This is a genomic window from Pseudohaliea sp., from assembly GCF_054552115.1.
Map to the genome: position 1 here is coordinate 16055 of NZ_JBTOLW010000038.1, position 15839 is coordinate 31893.

Below are 15839 nucleotides of genomic sequence, written 5' to 3' on the forward strand. Positions count from 1 at the left end.
CCCGACGGGCGGACGCCCGCCGCTAGCGGAGGCGGTGGGCCAGGGGCATGCCCAGGCGTACGCGTGCGCCCGGCCTACAGGCGTCGTCCCAGCGGATCGTGCCTGCCGGGAAGAGCAGGATCACCGTGGAGCCCAGGCAGAAGCGGCCCATCTCTTCGCCCCGGGTGAGGGACACGGGGGCCGGCGGCGCGGCGTAGTCCGTGAGCGTGTTGCGCCGCGGCGGCGGCGCCACCCGGCCCGCCCAGGTCGTCTCGATCCCGGCGACGATCATGGCGCCCACCAGGACCATGGCGAACGGCCCGAGCGGCCCCTCGAAATGGCAGACCAGGCGCTCGTTGCGGGCGAAGAGCCGATCCACGCCCGCGGCGGTCGCGGCATTCACGGAGAACAGGCGCCCGGGTACATAACGCATGGCCGCGAGGCGCCCGTCGCAGGGCATGTGCACCCGGTGGTAATCCCGCGGCGACAGGTAGAGGGTGGCGAAGGCACCGCCGCGGTAGCTCGCCGCCCGCAGCTCATCGCCGCCGAGGAGCGCGGGGAGGGAGAAGGCACGGCCCTTGGCCTGGAAGATGCGTTCACCGTCAATGGCTCCGCCCTGGCTGACGGCGCCGTCCACCGGGCTGACCACGGGCGCGTCCGCAAGGGGACGGGTGCCGGGCTTCAGGGCGCGGGTGAAGAAATCGTTGAAGCTCCCGTAGGCCTCCGGGAACGGGCGCTCCGCCTCGGCGAGATCCACGCCGTAGTGGCGCACGAAAGCCCTGATGACTGCGTGCTTCAGCCAGCGCGGACGCTCGAGGTCAGCTAGCCGGCCGGTGAATCGCGACAGTGCGTGGTGCGGTACGCTATGCTGCAGCCAGAGAAAGGGAGCGTTCATGGCGCGTAGTGTACTGGCAAAGCCGGCAGCGGTCAGCGCGCCGGTCGTTGCCGCGCTCCTCGCCCTCGCCGGCGGGGCGGCGGCGGACAGCAACGAGTCGCTGGTCGGCTGGACTGCGCCCGTACCGCCGGACCCTAACGCCACCAGCAGCAACTGGGTCGACACCGGGCACGCCTACGTGACCCACCAGGCCGAGGCACTGACCCAGTGGATGGACCAGTTCTTCGGCGACTCCAACTACAACCTCGAGCAGGCCGAATCCCTGCTGCGCCTGCAGCTGGTCGACAACTGGACCAGCGCCGACGGCCACGACCCGAAGCCGCGAGTTCGCGGCAAGCTTCAGCTGCCGCGCATCTCCCGGCGCCTGGACCTCGTGTTCTCCGACGAGGAGCAGGACGCGGAGATCCCCGGTGACGACCGTCTCGACGAGGAGGTAGGGCTGCAGTACCGGGTCAGCGACAAGGGCCGCAGCCGCTTCGACTTCACCCTGAGCGCCAATACCGGCGGCCTGAAGCCCGGCGTGAAGTACCGCAACCAGGGCCCCTGGGCGGAGGACCTCAACTACCGTTTCATCCAGCGCCTGCAGCACGAGAGCGACGAGGGCTTCTACGCCACCTCGCAGTTCGACATCAACTACCGCCAGGGCGACAACGCGATCTGGCGCTGGACCCAGCGCGCCGTCTACGGTGAGGAAACGGAGGGTGCCGAGTGGCGTTCCCGGCTCGCCATGCGCCGCCGCTACCGCGCCGCCACCTCCCGGCCTGTTGCCGTCGAGTACTTCGGCGCCGTCGACGGCGTCACCGACCCGGAGAGCGAGGTACGCAACTATCGCCTTGGCTTCGTGCTCCGGCGCCAGCTCTGGCGGCCCTACCTCTTCATGGAGGTGGAGCCCAGCTACAACTGGCGCCTGCAACCGGACGACGTGCGCCGCAAGGGCGTCCTGGGCCTCGTCCTGCGCCTCGAGTTCGCCCTGCAGCGCGATCTCGCCCGGCCGCCGGCTCAAGACCCGGCAACCTAGTGTCCTGAGCGCGACCGCTCCAGGCGGGGTCGCGCCTCCAAGCTTCCCGGCCCGGCTGCCGGGGAATACTCCCGGTCGCTCCCCGCGGCCGTCCCGGGAAACAACCCCGGGGTGCGGGCATAGTGTGCCCTGCCGCAGGCCTTTGTCCCTTCTCTAAACAAGTTACGGGAAATTTTTCCCAGATTTCTTGACGAGCCCAGAATTTGGGATTAAATTCCCAACCAAGGCTGTTGCCGATCTCCCCCTATCGAGCCTGCACCGGAGGTGTGACCCATGAACAACGAGCTCCTGTTCCGTCCCAGGACCCTGGCCACGGCCAGCGCCCTCGCCCTCGTCCTGACCGCCTGCGGTGGCGGCGGCGGCGGCGGTACGGCCAGCGCGCCGAGCACGCCGAGCACGCCGGCACCCTCGCCGACGGAGGGCGGCAGCGGTGACGGCACCACCACGGAGGCGCCGGAACGTCGCCTGAGCGGCAGCATTACCGGCTTCGGCAGCGTGTTCGTGGGCGGCGTGAAGTTCGAGACTGACGATGCCGAGATCATCATCGACGGCGAGCCGGCGAGCGAGCGCGACCTCGCCGTGGGCATGGTGGTACTCCTCGACGGCACGGTGAACGGCGACGGCACCACCGGCACCGCCAACCGCATCATCTATGACGACGAGCTGACCGGGCCCATCGAGAGCATAGAAGCCTCTGCCGACGGTGACGCGCTGTTGCTCGTGGTCCTCGGCTTCAACGTCATCGTTGAGCGCACGGGGACGGTCTTTGACGACGTGACCTTCGATACCCTCGCCGTCGACGACGTGGTCGAGGTCTCCGGCTTCCCGCAGGAGGGGAACCGCCTGCGGGCCACCCGCATCGAGCGCAAGGACGATTTCGTTCCCGGCAGCACCGCGGTGGCGCTCGAGGGCATTGCCCGCAACGTGACGGCAGACAGCTTCACCATCGGCGCCGTCACCGTGGACAGCAGTGGTGCGTTCATCGATGAGGACGACGGTGCCCTCGCGGACGGTGTTCGCGTCGAGGTCTACGGCACGCTGGCCGACGGCGTGCTGACCGCCACGGAAGTGGACACGGAGGACGGCCCTGCCGCCGGCCTCGCCGAGGGGGATACCGTTTCTGTGGAAGGAGCGGTCAGCGCCTACGTGGACGACAACAGCTTCCGCGTGCGCGGCCTGCCCGTGGATGCCAGCGGTGCCACCCGCTCGCCGGCCGACCTCGCCCTCGCCGACGGCGCCATCGTCCAGGTGAGCGGTACCTGGGACGGCCAGCGCCTGCTTGCGGAACGCATCGGCAGCCGCCGCGGCCGGATCGAGATCGAGGGGCCCGTCGCCACGGTAGACAGCGAGAACGGCCTGATCGACATCGCTCTCGCCGCGGGTACCATCAGCGTCGCCACGAACCAGGGCACCCGCCTCGACGACGACCGCGGCGACATCGACCGGCTGACCCTGGGCGACATCGTCCCCGGCGACTTCCTCGAGATCGAGGCCTACCTCGAGGGGGAGCGCCTCATCGCCACGGTCATCGACCGTGAAGAGACCGACGACGAGGTCCTGCAGGCGCCGGTGGAACGCTTCAACGCCGGCACAGCTATCACGCTACTCGGCGTGACCTTTACGGTCAGTGAGGGCGAAACGGCATACGAGAACCTGCAGGACAATGACATCCCCGCCACGGCTTTCTTCGCCCAGTTGCAACCCGGCGACCTGGTCAGGCTCAAGGACAATGAGCTCGCCGACGGAATCGCCGACGAGATCGAATTCGAGGACAAGGGCCGCCTCGACGGCGAGCGTGAGTTCGGCTGTGGCTTCGATGACGACGGCACGAGCTGTGACGACGATGATCTCATGGGCGACGACACGATCACCGACGATGATGGCATCGACACGCCCGAGGACGAGGACGACCTCACCGACCATGACGGCATCGACACGCCCGAGGACGAGGACGACCTCACCGACGATGACGGCATCGACACGCCCGAGGACGAGGACGACCTCACCGACGATGACGGCATCGACACGCCCGAGGACGAGGATGACCTCACGGACGGCGACGGGATCGACACGCCGGAAGACGAAGATGACCTCGCGGACGGCGACGGCGCAGCTACGCCCGAAGAGGAGGACGGCGAAGACGACAGCTGAGGCCGTCGACACGCGAACGGCGGTGGCCGATGATAGCGCCGCAGGCGATCGCGATGGAGACAACCGTGGCCGGAGCAGGCAGCGCCGCCCCTGGCGACACCCGGGCCCTGAAGGCCCTCCTGGCAGCACGGGATTTTCCCGCGCTGCTGCGCGCCACCGAGGGGCAGGACGGGGCTACCGCGCCGGAGCGCTGGCTCTACCGGGGCAAGGCGCTGGAGGGTCTGTTACGGCTGGAGGCAGCCGCTGACTGTTACGGTGCGGGGCTCGAGCGCTGGCCCGAAGCCGCCTCGCTGCACCTCGCTCTCGGGCAGCTCGCGCTGCGCGAGGGCGACCGCCCCACCGCCCTCGAAGCCCTGGAGCGGGCGCGGTCCCTGAATCCCGACAGCCTGGACTGCTACGCGGCCCTGCTGCACCTGGTGCCCCTGGCGCCGGACGGGCCCGAGGCGGCGCGGATCCTGGCCCGGGCTCTCGATCACCGGCGCGGCGACGCGGCCCGTGCCCGCGCCCTCTTCCTCCTGGGCCAGCTCCAAGTGGAGGCCGGCCGCGACCGCACAGGCTTTATCTACTACGCGGCGGGCAACGCCCTCGCGCGCGACGCCATCGAAGAGCGCAAGCGGGAGTACCGCATTCCGGAGCGGCTGCTGCGCATGGACCGGAAAACCTTTACGGCGGCCGCGCGCTCGCTACCGCCCTGCAACACCTTGGTGGTGAGCGGGCTGCCGCGCTCGGGCAAGAGCCTCGTGGAGGGCCTGCTGGCAGAGCACCGCGCCGTTGTGGCGGGCGGTGAGTTCGCCGGCCTGCGCCGCGCCGTGGCCGCCGCGCCCCCCGGCGAACTGCCCGCCCGCCTGCGCGCCGCAGCGGCCCGCGGGCAATCTCCCTTTGCCCAGGCCTACCGGGAGCACCCGTTGAGCGAGAGGCTTCTGGATAAAAACAGCGCCGCAGGCGCTGCGGCGAGTGAGCGCTGGCTGGTCGACAGCTCGCCCGCGAACCTGCCGCGGCTGGGCTATTTCGGTCTTTTGCACCCGGACGTGCCGGTCGTGCTCTGCCGGCGCCGGGCCCCGGACCTTGGCCTGGCACTGTATTTCAAGAAGTTCCGCAGCGGCCACGGGTACAGCTACGACCTGGCGGCGGCGGGGCGTGCCATCGCCCGCGCGGAGCGGCTGATCGCCCACTGGCAGGCCGTGCTGCCGAACCCGGTGCTGGTGGTGGACTACGAAGACCTGGTCACGGAGCCCGCACGGCTGCGGAACCGGCTGTTTGCCCACCTGGGGCTGTCGCTCCCGCCACAGGCTGAAGCCGCGGCCAACAGAACGCCGGGGGAGCAGGGCACAGCAGCGGCCGGGGGCTGGCGCCTGTTCCCGAGCAAGTCCCCGGGCGCCGGCAGCGCCCTGGACCCGGCCCTGCTCGGCTTCGCCGGGCGCTTCAAGGAGGAACTGACGCCACTGGTCGCGGCATACGAGGCCGAGCGCGGCTAGCGACCCTGTCGGAGTGAGGGGGCGGCTCGCGCCGCCACGGTCCGGGCCTGGCGAGGGCGGCGCTCCCGGAGGCTGTCCGGCACCGGCTTTGACCCGGCGAGAGGCTACAGCTCTTCCTCGGCAAAGGCCGCCAGCCGCGAGCGCAGGATGCCGCCGATATGCATGACGCCGGCGTGTTCGTAGTGCTTGCTCTTTTCCACCAGGTAGGTGAGGCCCGAGGTGAGCGGCGAGATGTACTTGTTGTCGATCTGAGCGAGGTTGCCGAGCACCACGATCTTCGAACCCTCGCCCACCCGGCTGATCACCGACTTCAGCTGGAACTGCGACAGGCCCTGGGCCTCGTCGATGATGATGTAGGCGTTGTTGAAGGAGCGGCCGCGCATGAAATTCAGCGACTTGAACTGGATGTTGGCCCGCTCTTTCACGTACTCGATGCTGCCGGCGCAGGACTCGTCGGTGCCGTGAAGGATCTCCAGGTTATCGTCGAAGGCCGCCAGCCAGGGCGCCATCTTCTCTTCCTCCGTACCCGGGAGGAAACCGATATCCTCGGCGATGGGCGGCGTCGAGCGCGCCACGATGAGCTTGCTGTAGCGCCCCTCCTCCAGGATGCCCTGGAGCCCGTAGGCCAGCGCCAGCAACGTCTTGCCGGAGCCCGCAGGGCCCGTGAGCACGGTCATGTCGACATCGTCGTCGGCGAGCAGCGCCATGGCCATGGCCTGATCGAGGTTGCGCGGCGCCAGGCCCCAGAAGCGCTGGTTCATCAGGCCGTCCCGGCTGTCGCAGCGCAGGTACACGTGCTGGCCGTCGATGCGCACGACAAAGGCGAGGAAGTCGTGCTCGTCGAAGAGGAACTGGTTCGGGTAGGCCTGCGGCAACGCCGCCCGCGGCACCCGGTGCAGCGTCAGGTCGTCCTCGCGCAGCGTATCCACCTCGTCCACGCCGTCCCAGAAATCACCGGCGACGTGCTCGTAGCCTTTCGTGAGCAGGTCGATGTCATCCAGCACCCGGTCGCGGCGGTAGTCCTCCACGTGCAGGAGCCCCGAGCCCTTGGCCTTGATGCGCATGTTGATGTCTTTTGTCACCAGGCAGACGAAGCGTTCCGGGTGTTCCGCCTGCAGCTTGATGGCGACGTTGATGATGCGGTTGTCGTTGGCCTGGTCCGGGGTGCCGTCGAGGTAGGGAATATCGCTGTCGTCGGTGATCAGCTGATCGGGATAGATGGCGAGGGTGCCGGGCGGCCCCTGCAGCGTGCTGCCGGGTACCTCCACGCCCTCCTGGATCTCGTGCGGCGTGGCCGCGTCGACGATCCTGTCGATGAGCTGGATGGCGATACGCGCTTCCCGGCTCACGGTCTTGTCGCGCCGGTCCTTGATATGGTCCAGCTCCTCGAGGACCGTCATCGGGATGACCACGTGGTGTTCGTTGAAGGCACTGATCGCCGTGGGATCGTGCAGGAGCACGTTGGTATCGAGTACGTAGGTTTTCGGGCCGGCGGCCTCATCGTGGGTCAGGGGGGGCTGCAGAGCGAGGCTGCTTTCCATGCGGACTCTCCGGGACGGGGTCAGGAAACCGCCACGACGCGGGCCCGGCACGGGCGCACCGTGCGGCGCCGGGGCGGCGTAGCGAAGGGAGGCAAGGCGCGAAGAACAGTGGAGCCGGGGGCGACGCTACGGGGCAGGCAGTTAAGGCTGCGCTGGCCGGCGGGGGAAACCCTGGAGCAAGTCGGTCGAATGGCGCGATCCCGTGCGTTGCCCGAACTCGTCTCGATTATTGAGCGCACATCGAGGGGGTGTCAATTGCGCCGTCCGCCGCCCTTGCCACCCGCGCCGTCACCCTGACACCCGGGGTCTTTTCAGCTAGCATACGCCCCTTTGCCCTTGCCCCTGCGGGGCCCCGCGCCCATGCCGATGCCGACAAGACTGCCATGCTAGACCGCGACGCCCTGTCCCAGCTCCGGGGCCTCAAGAAGGAGATGGAATCCACCAAGGAGCGGGCGGAAGCTGTCGTCAAGGGCACACAGGCACGCTATGGCTTCGCGGTCCTCGACGATGGCCGGGAGGTCTTCGTCCCCCCGGATGAGATGCTCAAGGCCTTTCCCGGCGACCGGGTGCGGGTCTGCATCCGCCCCGGCGCCGATGAGCGCCCGGTCGCGGAGGTCGAGCGCCTCGTCGACAGCCCCCTCGGCGAGTTCAACGGCCTCTGCGTGCGCAAGGGCAAGGCGCTCTTCGTCCGCCCGCAGCTCGCCGCGCTGCAGCGCTGGCTCTTCCTGCCGCCGCACGCGCGTAACGGCGTCAAGGAGGGCGACTATGTCCGCTGCGCCGTGCTGCGCCACCCGATCCGCGACGGACGGCCGCAGGCCAAGGTCCTCAGGGTCTTCGGCCCGGCGGGCACACCGGGGCTCGAGAACGCCTACGCCATGGCCCGGCACGGTCTCAAGGCCGGCTGGGACAGCGCCCGCGAACGCGAGCTCGCCGCGCAGATCGAGGCCAGCGACCCGCTGGCGGACAGCCACCGCCTGGATCTCACGGACCTCGCCTTCGTTTCCATCGATTCGGCGCGCACCCAGGACATCGACGACGCCCTCTACGCAGAGACCACCACCGACGGCTGGATCCTCTACGTCGCCATCGCCGACCCCACGGCCTACCTCGGGCCGGACTCGCCGCTCCTGCCGTTGGTCACCGCCCGCGCCTGCTCGGCCTATTTCCACGGCGACGTGGTACCCATGCTGCCCGAGGTCCTGGCCCAGGACAGCTGTGCGCTCAGCGAAGACAACACGCGCCCGGCGCTTGTCTGCAAGATGTTCATCGCCGACAGCGGCGAACTCCGCGACTTCGAGTTCCACGAGGCCGCCGTGCGCTCGCGGGCCAAGCTGTCCTACTTCGCCGTGGACAAGTACCTCTCCGGGAGCCAGGACAGCCTCATGAGCCATGCCAGTCCGCTCGAGGCGCTCTATGCCGTCTACCGGGCGCTCAGCAGCGACCGCGAGGCCCACGGCCTCGCCATGGAAGAGCGCCGGGAGTACCGCTGGCAGCTGGACGACAAGGGGCAGATCGAGGCCATTGAGCCCGGCGAGAAGCTCACCTCGCAGCGCCTGGTGGAAGCCTGCATGGTCGCCGCCAACCGCTGCGCCGCCCGCTTCCTCGCCGAGCACGAGGCCAGCGGGCCCTATATCAGCCACCCGGGCTTTCGCCGCGACCGCGCCGACGAGACCCGACAGTTCCTCGAGCGTAACCTGCCGGCACTGAAGGATGTGGACCCGCAGGATCTCGCGGGCTACCGCGGCATCTTCCGTGCGCTGGCGGAGCCGGGAAGCGAGCTGCCCCTGCGGGCCATGGTCAACCGGCTGCTGACCCGGGCGACGCTGAGCACGAAACCGGCGCCGCACATGGGCATGGTGCTGCCGGTGTACACGACCTGCACCTCGCCGCTGCGCCGGGCCGTCGACTTCCTCGCCCACCTGCAGCTCAAGGCCATCCTCCACGGGCGCAAGCCCGACCTCGTGGACGGCCCGATGCTCGAGCAGGTGAGCGCCGGGCTGCGCGCCGTGCGCGCCGCCACGGGCGAGGCCGAGCGCTGGCTCGCTGCGAACTTCCTGGAGCGGCAGGCCGCAGCGGACCCGGCCCCCTGGCCGGCGCGCATCGTGCACATGAGCTCCAGCGGCTTCATGGCGCGCCTCGACGCCTGGGGCCTCGAGGGATTCGTGGACCTGCGCAAGGACCCGGAGAAGTTCAGCTACGACAAGTGGCAGGCCACCCTGACCAGCAAGACCCGGCGCTTCCAGCTCGAGGCGCCGGTGGCGGTGACCCTCGCCGGCATCGATCGCGAGGGGGACCACCTCGCCGGCTTCGAGCCCGCACCGGGCGAAGGCGCGCTGTAGCAGGCACGACGCGCGCCGACGGCCGGCGCTAGAAGTGCGCGTTCCCCGGCGTGCGCGGGAAGGGAATGGCGTCGCGGACATTGTCCATGCCCGTGACGTAATTGACGAGCCGTTCGAAGCCGAGGCCGAAGCCGGCGTGGGGCACGGTGCCATAGCGGCGCAGGTCCCGGTACCACCAGAGCTCCTCCCGGAGCGCCGGCTCCATGCGCGCCTCCAGCACGTCGAGGCGCTCCTCGCGCTGGCTGCCGCCGATGATCTCGCCAATGCCCGGCGCGAGCACATCCATGGCAGCGACCGTCTCACCGTCGTCGTTCAGGCGCATGTAGAAGGCCTTGATGTCCTTCGGGTAGTTCGCGATCACCACGGGGCGCCCCACGTGCTTCTCGCACAGGTAGCGCTCGTGCTCGCTCGCGAGATCCACGCCCCAGCTCACCGGGAATTCGAAGCTCTCGCCGCAGCCCTCGAGGATGCGCACCGCCTCGCCGTAGTCCATGCGCTCGAAGCGATTGTCGATCACCGCCTGCAGCCGCGCCAGCACCGTATCGTCGATGCGCTGCTGGAAGAAAGCCATGTCGTCCTCGCACTCGTCCAGCACCCGGCGGAAGACATGCCGCAGCAGCGCCTCCGCGAGCTCGGCGTTGTCATCGAGGTCCGCGAAGGCGATCTCCGGCTCGACCATCCAGAACTCGGCGAGGTGCCGGCTGGTGTTGGAGTTCTCGGCGCGGAAGGTCGGGCCGAAGGTGTAGACCTTGCTCATGGCCAGGCAGAAAGACTCGACCTCGAGCTGGCCACTCACGGTGAGAAACGCCTCGCCGGCGAAGAAGTCCTCGCCGAAGTCCACGCTGCCGTCGGCCTGGCGCGGCAGGTTGGCGAGGTCGAGGGTGGAGACCCGGAACAGCTCGCCCGCGCCCTCGCAGTCGGAACCGGTGATGATCGGCGTGTTCACCCAGTAGAAACCGCGCTCGTGGAAGAAGCTGTGGATCGCATTGGCCAGCGTATGGCGGACGCGGGTGATGGCGCCGAAGGTGTTCGTGCGCGGGCGCAGATGGGCCTGCGTGCGCAGGTACTCGAAGCTGTGCCGCTTCTTGGCGATGGGGTAATGCTCCGGGTCCAGCACCGGGCCGACCACCTGCACCGCGCTTGCCTGGATCTCCACCGCCTGCCCCTTGCCCTGCGACTCCACCAGTTCCCCGGAGACAATGACCGCGGCGCCGGTGCCGAGTGCCAGTACCTCGTCCTCGTAGTTGCCGAGGGTGTTCGGCACCACCGCCTGGATCGGGTCGAAGCAGGAGCCGTCGTGCACGGCGAGAAAGGAAATGCCGGCCCTGGAATCACGCTTGCTGCGCAGCCAGCCGCGCACCGTCACCAACGCCCCCGGAGCGACATCGCCGCCCAGCAGGGCGCGCACGGGATGGATATCGGCCATGGAAACCTCCGCGGAAAAGAAAGGCGCGGAGCATACCGCAGGGCCGTGGATCGCCGCCAGCAGCGGGCTTACAGCGGTGCCGTGGACGCCAGGTAGGCGGCGGCCAGGCTTTCGACCAGGGCCTGGTCGGCAGCGCTGAACCGGTCGGGGCGGGGACTGTCCACGTCCACCACGCCGACCACGGCGCCGTCCCGCCACAGCGGGACCACCAGCTCGGCCCGGGAAGCGGCATCGCAGGCGATGTGGCCGGGGAAAGCATCGACATCGGCCACACGCTGGGTCTCACCGCTGGCCGCGGCGGCACCGCAGACCCCCTGGCCCACGGCAATGCGCACGCAGGCCGGCTTGCCCTGGAACGGCCCCAGCACCAGTTCGTCCCCAGTGCGGCGATACAGGCCCACCCAGTTGATCTCCGGCAGCTGCAGGGCGAGGAAGGCGACGAAATTGGCGGCGTTGGCCAGGGGGTCGGTCTCGCCGGCGAGCAGGCCCCGGAGTTGGGCCGCGGCCTCGTCGGCCGGGAGCGGGCTGTCGGACGCTTCGAACATGGGCGCCTCCGGTAAAAGGGGGCGCATTATGCAGAGCGGCCCGCGGGCCGGCAAGGCATCAGGCCGCGTCAGGCCGGGCCGCGTCAGGCCGGGCCGCGTCAGGCCGCGCTGTGCAGGCCGCACTCGCGGCCGGCATGGACCTTGGTCGGATCGAAGTAGCGCGTGCTGTCCGGGAGCCCGAGCTCGGCGAGGTAGCTGTCGAGCTGTGCCTGCGTCCAGTGGAACAGCGGCGCAACCTTGTAAGGACCCCGGGGGTCACGGGTGACCACGTCGAGGCCGCGGCGGACGTCCGTCTCCTCGCGGCGGATCCCCGTGAGCCAGAGCGCCGGCCGGTGCTCCGCGAGGGCCCGCTCGAAGGGCTCGAGCTTCACCTGGCGGGTGAACAGGGCGTGGCGCTCCGTCTCCTCGATACCCGGTACGGGACCATAGAGGGCCTGGCGGCGCTCGGCGGTCATGGCCGGTGTGTACACATGCAGGTTGAGGTCCAGGCGCTCGCGCAGCGCCTCGGCGGTGCGGTAGGTCTCGGGCAGGTTGTAGCCGGTGTCCACCCAGACCACGGGCAGGGAAGGGGCAAGGCGGCTGACCAGGTGCAGCATCACCCCGGCGCCGGGGCCCATGCTGGTGCTGGCTATTGCCGGCAGGCCCTGGGCCAGCGCCCAGCGGACGACGGCCTCGGGCGCGGCGTGGTGCAGTTCAGCGTTGATCCTGTCGAGGTCCAGCCCCACCGCGTTCCCCTCACGGCAACCATGCAGGCACCGACTCTAGGGAATAAGAAAAGCCCTGTGAAATAACCAGTTTCTCTATGGTTATTACACGGGGCTGCCCTGCCCCGGGCTCACTCGACCAGCGCCGCCTCCAGCTGCGCGTGCAGCGCCCGGTACTGCTGCGTCAGCTTGTGGTTCGGGGCGAGGTCGATGAGCGGCCGGTGGCCGTAGTGCGATTCCTTCATCTTCACCGAGGAACCGAGGAAGGTATCGAGCACCGGGAAGCCCTCCTCCTCGAGTTCCGCTACCAGCTCGCCCGGCAGGCGCGCCTGCGGGTTGAACTGGTTGATGACGATGCCCTCGATGATGAGCTCCGGGTTGTGGTCCTCCTGCAGTTCGCTGATGTTCTCGAGCAGCGCATAGAGGCTCTGGCGGGCAAAGCTGTCGCAGTCGAAGGGTACCAGCACACTGTCGGCGGCAATGAGCGCGGCCTTGGAGAAGAAGTTGAAGCTCGGCGGCGTGTCGATGTAGACGCGGTCGTACTCGTCCTCCAGCTTCGCCAGCGCGTCGCGCAGCTTGTAGATCTTGTAGCGCGCCTCCAGGGCCCCCTCGAGCTCGGCGAGCACGGGGCTGGACGGCATGAGGTACAGGTTCTCCCAGGGCGTCTCCCAGACGAAGGAGTCGGGGTTCTGGCGCATGCGGCGGGGACCCACGGTCTGCCGGAAGAGCCCGGCCACGCCCTGGGCCTCCGCCGGGAAGGCCTCGGCGTCGATCTCGCCGACGAGATACAGGGTGCTGTTGCCCTGCACGTCGAGGTCCACCACCAGGGTCCGATAGCCGGTGGCGGCGTCGATGGCCGCCAGGTTGCAGGTGATGCTGGTCTTGCCGACCCCGCCCTTCTGGTTGAACACGACGCGCTTCATCGCTGCCTCCCTTCACCGCTTGAACAACTGCAGCCGGCTGACTGTCGGAGACGCTGCCTGCCCCATGCCGACAGCTGACCCCGGTGTATAGTACCCGCCTCGGTCCGCCACGCTAAGTCAGAACCATGCCCCAGACACCCCGGGTCCAGCTCCTGCTCACCGGCAACGAACTCATGAGCGGTGATACGGTCGATTCCAACTCGGCGACCATCGCCCGCCGCCTCGCCGTCCTCGGCCTCGCCGTGGCCCGCAAGGCGACCCTGGGCGACGACCGGGAAGCCCTGGTAACCGAGCTGATGGCAATGGCGCGGACCGCCGAGGTGATCATCGTCAACGGTGGCCTCGGACCCACCGTGGATGACCTCACGGCAGCCGTGGTCGCCGAGGCGGCGGGGCTGCCGCTCGCGGAGCACCCGGAGGCCCTCGCGCACCTCGAGCACTGGTGCGCCGGCCGCGGCCTGCCCCTCGACGGCGCCAACCGCAAGCAGGCGCTGCTCCCGGCGGGCTGCGCCATCCTGCCGAACGCGCGCGGCAGCGCCGTGGGCTTCGCCCTTGATCTCGTCGTGGACCATGGCCGTTGCCGGGTCTACTGCACCCCCGGCGTGCCGGGAGAGCTTGCCACGATGCTGGAGCCCATCTGCGAGGACCTGACGGCGCGCTGGCCCGGCCTCACCGCCGTGGACATCCTGCGCCTGCAGACCTTCGGCCTCGGTGAGTCCACGGCGCAGCAGCTCATCGCAGACGACCTCGCTGAAGACAGGGCCGCCCCCTGGCCGCCGGCGGTGGACCTCGGCTTCCGCGCCGGAGCCCCGCAGCTGGAAATCAAGCTCGCGGTCACGGACCCGGCCGCGGGCAGCGCGCGCGACGCCTGCCTGGCCCGCCTCGAGGCGCTCTTCGGCGATCACATCATCGGCCGCGGCGACGCGACCCTGGCCGGCGTGCTCCTCGACCTGCTGCGCGAGCGCGGCCTCACCGTCACCACCGCCGAGTCCTGCACCGGCGGCGCCATCGCCGCCGCCCTGACCCGTGTGCCCGGCTCCTCCGCCGGCTTCGAGGCGGGCTACGTCACCTACTCCAACACCATCAAGACCCGCACCCTGGGCGTGCGCGAGGAGACCCTCGCCGCCCACGGCGCGGTGAGCGAAGCCGTCGTGCGGGAAATGGCCGCAGGGGCCCTCGAGTGCTCCGGCGCCGACCTGGCGGTGTCCGTGTCCGGCGTGGCCGGCCCGGACGGCGGCACACCCGCAAAGCCCGTGGGGACGGTGTGGCTGGCCTGGGGCGACCGGGCGCAGCTGGATACCGTATGCCTGCACTGGCCCGTGGAGCGCACGCTGTTCCAGACCATGGTCGCAGCGCTGGCCCTGGACCTCCTGCGCCGGCGTCTCCTCGGCCTCCCGCCGCTGCCGCGCTACGCCCGCCAGCGGCGCGCCGGCTGACTCAGCCGGCGTCGACTCCCGAAAGCCGGTGCCAGACGAGGGAATGCAGGCGGCTGACGCCGCCTGCCTCGTCGCGGCCCGATAGCACGAGGGTCTGGCCGTCGAGCTCGGCGTGGCGCAGCTGCTCCGTGCCGACGAAGTTCGGGTTGAGGCTCTGGGTGACGTAGTGCACCACGTCGCCGTCCACCACCCGGTAGCGCCCGGCGTAGTGAAAGTAGCTCAGGTAGGCCTGGGCCAGTTTCTCCTCGGGAATTTTGCGGAACGGGATGTCCCGGGGCAGCGTGTGCCGAACGCTGCGGGCGATGGAGGCGCTCATCCAGTCGTCCTGCGTATACAGGAGCAGGCCCTTGGGATCCTCGCCGAAGGGCGTGGTGAAGTCCTCCCGGTCGGAATAGCCGACGGTCCAGGATTCCAGTTGCCAGGTGCCGATGAGATCCTCTTTGCTGATCATGCGTCCTCCCCCGCCGCAGCCGTCATGGCTGCAGCTGCTCAATGGTCCAGGTGTCGTCTTCCTGCCGGGTGTACAGGAATCGGTCATGGAGACGGTGTGCCCCGCCCTGCCAGAACTCCACGCGGGCCGGCCGCACCCGGTAGCCGCCCCAGAAATCCGGTACCGGCACCTCGCCGCGGCCGAACTGCTGCATCAGGCGCCTGAACTCGGCCTCCAGCGCCGCCCGTGCCGGCACGGGGCGGCTCTGCCGGGATGCCCAGGCGGCGACCTGGCTCTCCCGGGGCCGGCTCAGGAAGTAGCGCGCCGATTCCGCGAACGGCATCTTCTCGGCCACGCCACCGACGATGACCTGCCGGTCCAGTTCATTCCAGGGAAACAGCAGCGAGACCCGCGGCTCGCCGTCGATGGCCCGCGCCTTGGCGCTGCCGTAGTTGGTGTAGAAGACAAAGCCGTCGCTGGCGGCGCCCTTGAGCAGGACGATGCGCTGCCAGGGGTTGCCGTAAGCATCGACGGTGGCGAGCACCATACCCGTCGGGTCTGACAGGCCCGCGTCGACCGCCTGCTTCAGCCAGTTCTCGAACTGGCGCACAGGGCAGGGATCGAGGTCCTCGCGGGCCAGACCACCGGCGGTGTACTCGCGTCGGGAAGCTTCGAATTTCACGCTGTCAGGGCATCCTGCTGCTGTGGACCGCCATTATAAAGCGCATCGCATGATAGGGCGCATCGTATGCTTTCGGGGTGAGTGCGGGGTAGCTCTACCGGCCGCTCCCCCGGAGTCGGGGATCGCAGTATTCCGGGACGGCTGCCGGAGGGTGCCCCCAGTCGCTCCCCAACCCACACTTTGTGGGGGAACCCCCCCGCACCCACCCCTCCCGCCCCGCATCTTCCCCGGCCGTCCTGGCGGTGCGCAAGGCGGTAGGGGTGAGTGCGGGAGTCTTCTCTCACAAAGCGTGTAT

The 15839-nt window shown here is 69.4% G+C and carries 13 protein-coding genes; 5 read left to right on the forward strand and 8 right to left on the reverse strand.

Translation table 11 applies throughout. The features are described from left to right. Positions 1-22: 22 nt before the first annotated feature. Positions 23-874 (reverse strand): archaetidylserine decarboxylase, encoded by an 852-nt coding sequence (gene asd, locus ACX93N_RS14845; RefSeq protein WP_459429226.1) that lies wholly within the window; start codon positions 872-874, stop codon positions 23-25. On the opposite strand from asd, the gene ACX93N_RS14850 reads away from it, so the two are divergent. The 3 genes from ACX93N_RS14850 to ACX93N_RS14860 all read left to right on the forward strand — a co-directional run bounded on the left by ACX93N_RS14850 (position 873) and on the right by ACX93N_RS14860 (position 5518). Continuing rightward, positions 873-1892, forward strand: coding sequence for a hypothetical protein (locus ACX93N_RS14850; RefSeq protein ID WP_459429227.1), 1020 nt, complete (start codon positions 873-875; stop codon positions 1890-1892). The two genes, asd and ACX93N_RS14850, sit on opposite strands and share 2 nt — an antisense overlap. 273 nt (positions 1893-2165) lie before the next feature. Further along, entirely contained in the window at positions 2166-4043 is a 1878-nt protein-coding gene (locus ACX93N_RS14855; protein ID WP_459429228.1) for a DUF5666 domain-containing protein, read from the forward strand. A gap of 65 nt (positions 4044-4108) precedes the next feature. Beyond that, on the forward strand, positions 4109-5518 hold the full coding sequence (locus ACX93N_RS14860; RefSeq protein ID WP_459429229.1) for a sulfotransferase family protein: 1410 nt from the start codon (positions 4109-4111) through the stop codon (positions 5516-5518). Positions 5519-5622: 104 nt separating this feature from the next. Here ACX93N_RS14860 and ACX93N_RS14865 read toward each other — a convergent pair whose 3' ends face one another. Then, a complete protein-coding gene (locus tag ACX93N_RS14865) occupies positions 5623-7059 on the reverse strand; it encodes a PhoH family protein (RefSeq protein ID WP_459429230.1) in 1437 nt (478 codons plus the stop codon). 383 nt (positions 7060-7442) lie between these two features. Here ACX93N_RS14865 and ACX93N_RS14870 point away from each other — a divergent pair, with 383 nt between their 5' ends. Next, positions 7443-9398, forward strand: a complete 1956-nt coding sequence (locus tag ACX93N_RS14870) for an RNB domain-containing ribonuclease (protein ID WP_459429231.1) — start codon at positions 7443-7445, stop codon at positions 9396-9398. Positions 9399-9426: 28 nt separating this feature from the next. Here the strand turns inward: ACX93N_RS14870 and asnS are convergent, their stop codons facing one another. The 4 genes from asnS to ACX93N_RS14890 all read right to left on the reverse strand — a co-directional run bounded on the left by asnS (position 9427) and on the right by ACX93N_RS14890 (position 12996). Further along, positions 9427-10824: an asparagine--tRNA ligase gene (asnS, locus tag ACX93N_RS14875; RefSeq protein WP_459429232.1), complete on the reverse strand. Its 1398-nt coding sequence runs from the start codon at positions 10822-10824 to the stop codon at positions 9427-9429. A gap of 68 nt (positions 10825-10892) precedes the next feature. Then, entirely contained in the window at positions 10893-11369 is a 477-nt protein-coding gene (locus ACX93N_RS14880; RefSeq protein ID WP_459429233.1) for a GAF domain-containing protein, read from the reverse strand. 98 nt (positions 11370-11467) lie between these two features. Further along, positions 11468-12094 carry a phosphoadenosine phosphosulfate reductase domain-containing protein gene (locus ACX93N_RS14885; protein WP_459429234.1) on the reverse strand — a complete coding sequence of 209 codons (627 nt, stop codon included), beginning with the start codon at positions 12092-12094 and terminating at the stop codon, positions 11468-11470. Between the two features lie 110 nt (positions 12095-12204). After that, a complete protein-coding gene (locus tag ACX93N_RS14890; protein WP_459429235.1) occupies positions 12205-12996 on the reverse strand; it encodes a ParA family protein in 792 nt (263 codons plus the stop codon). Positions 12997-13121: 125 nt separating this feature from the next. On the opposite strand from ACX93N_RS14890, the gene ACX93N_RS14895 reads away from it, so the two are divergent. Next, complete coding sequence (locus tag ACX93N_RS14895) at positions 13122-14432, forward strand: CinA family nicotinamide mononucleotide deamidase-related protein (RefSeq protein WP_459429236.1); 1311 nt, start codon at positions 13122-13124, stop codon at positions 14430-14432. Position 14433: 1 nt separating this feature from the next. Here ACX93N_RS14895 and ACX93N_RS14900 read toward each other — a convergent pair whose 3' ends face one another. Beyond that, positions 14434-14883, reverse strand: a complete 450-nt coding sequence (locus tag ACX93N_RS14900; protein WP_459429237.1) for a lipocalin-like domain-containing protein — start codon at positions 14881-14883, stop codon at positions 14434-14436. Positions 14884-14905: 22 nt separating this feature from the next. Next, the gene (pdxH, locus tag ACX93N_RS14905) at positions 14906-15544 is read right to left on the reverse strand and encodes a pyridoxamine 5'-phosphate oxidase (RefSeq protein WP_459429238.1); all 639 of its coding nucleotides are present in this window, start codon (positions 15542-15544) and stop codon (positions 14906-14908) included. Positions 15545-15839: the final 295 nt, after the last annotated feature.

What these genes read in the sequence shown, in the direction of transcription:
- ACX93N_RS14850 (WP_459429227.1), top strand. Translation starts at nt 873, where the DNA reads ATGGCGCGTAGTGTACTGGCAAAGCCGGCAGCGGTCAGCGCGCCGGTC.
- asd (WP_459429226.1), bottom strand. Translation starts at nt 874, where the DNA reads ATGAACGCTCCCTTTCTCTGGCTGCAGCATAGCGTACCGCACCACGCA.
- ACX93N_RS14855 (WP_459429228.1), top strand. Translation starts at nt 2,166, where the DNA reads ATGAACAACGAGCTCCTGTTCCGTCCCAGGACCCTGGCCACGGCCAGC.
- ACX93N_RS14865 (WP_459429230.1), bottom strand. Translation starts at nt 7,059, where the DNA reads ATGGAAAGCAGCCTCGCTCTGCAGCCCCCCCTGACCCACGATGAGGCC.
- ACX93N_RS14870 (WP_459429231.1), top strand. Translation starts at nt 7,443, where the DNA reads ATGCTAGACCGCGACGCCCTGTCCCAGCTCCGGGGCCTCAAGAAGGAG.
- asnS (WP_459429232.1), bottom strand. Translation starts at nt 10,824, where the DNA reads ATGGCCGATATCCATCCCGTGCGCGCCCTGCTGGGCGGCGATGTCGCT.
- ACX93N_RS14880 (WP_459429233.1), bottom strand. Translation starts at nt 11,369, where the DNA reads ATGTTCGAAGCGTCCGACAGCCCGCTCCCGGCCGACGAGGCCGCGGCC.
- ACX93N_RS14890 (WP_459429235.1), bottom strand. Translation starts at nt 12,996, where the DNA reads ATGAAGCGCGTCGTGTTCAACCAGAAGGGCGGGGTCGGCAAGACCAGC.
- ACX93N_RS14895 (WP_459429236.1), top strand. Translation starts at nt 13,122, where the DNA reads ATGCCCCAGACACCCCGGGTCCAGCTCCTGCTCACCGGCAACGAACTC.
- ACX93N_RS14900 (WP_459429237.1), bottom strand. Translation starts at nt 14,883, where the DNA reads ATGATCAGCAAAGAGGATCTCATCGGCACCTGGCAACTGGAATCCTGG.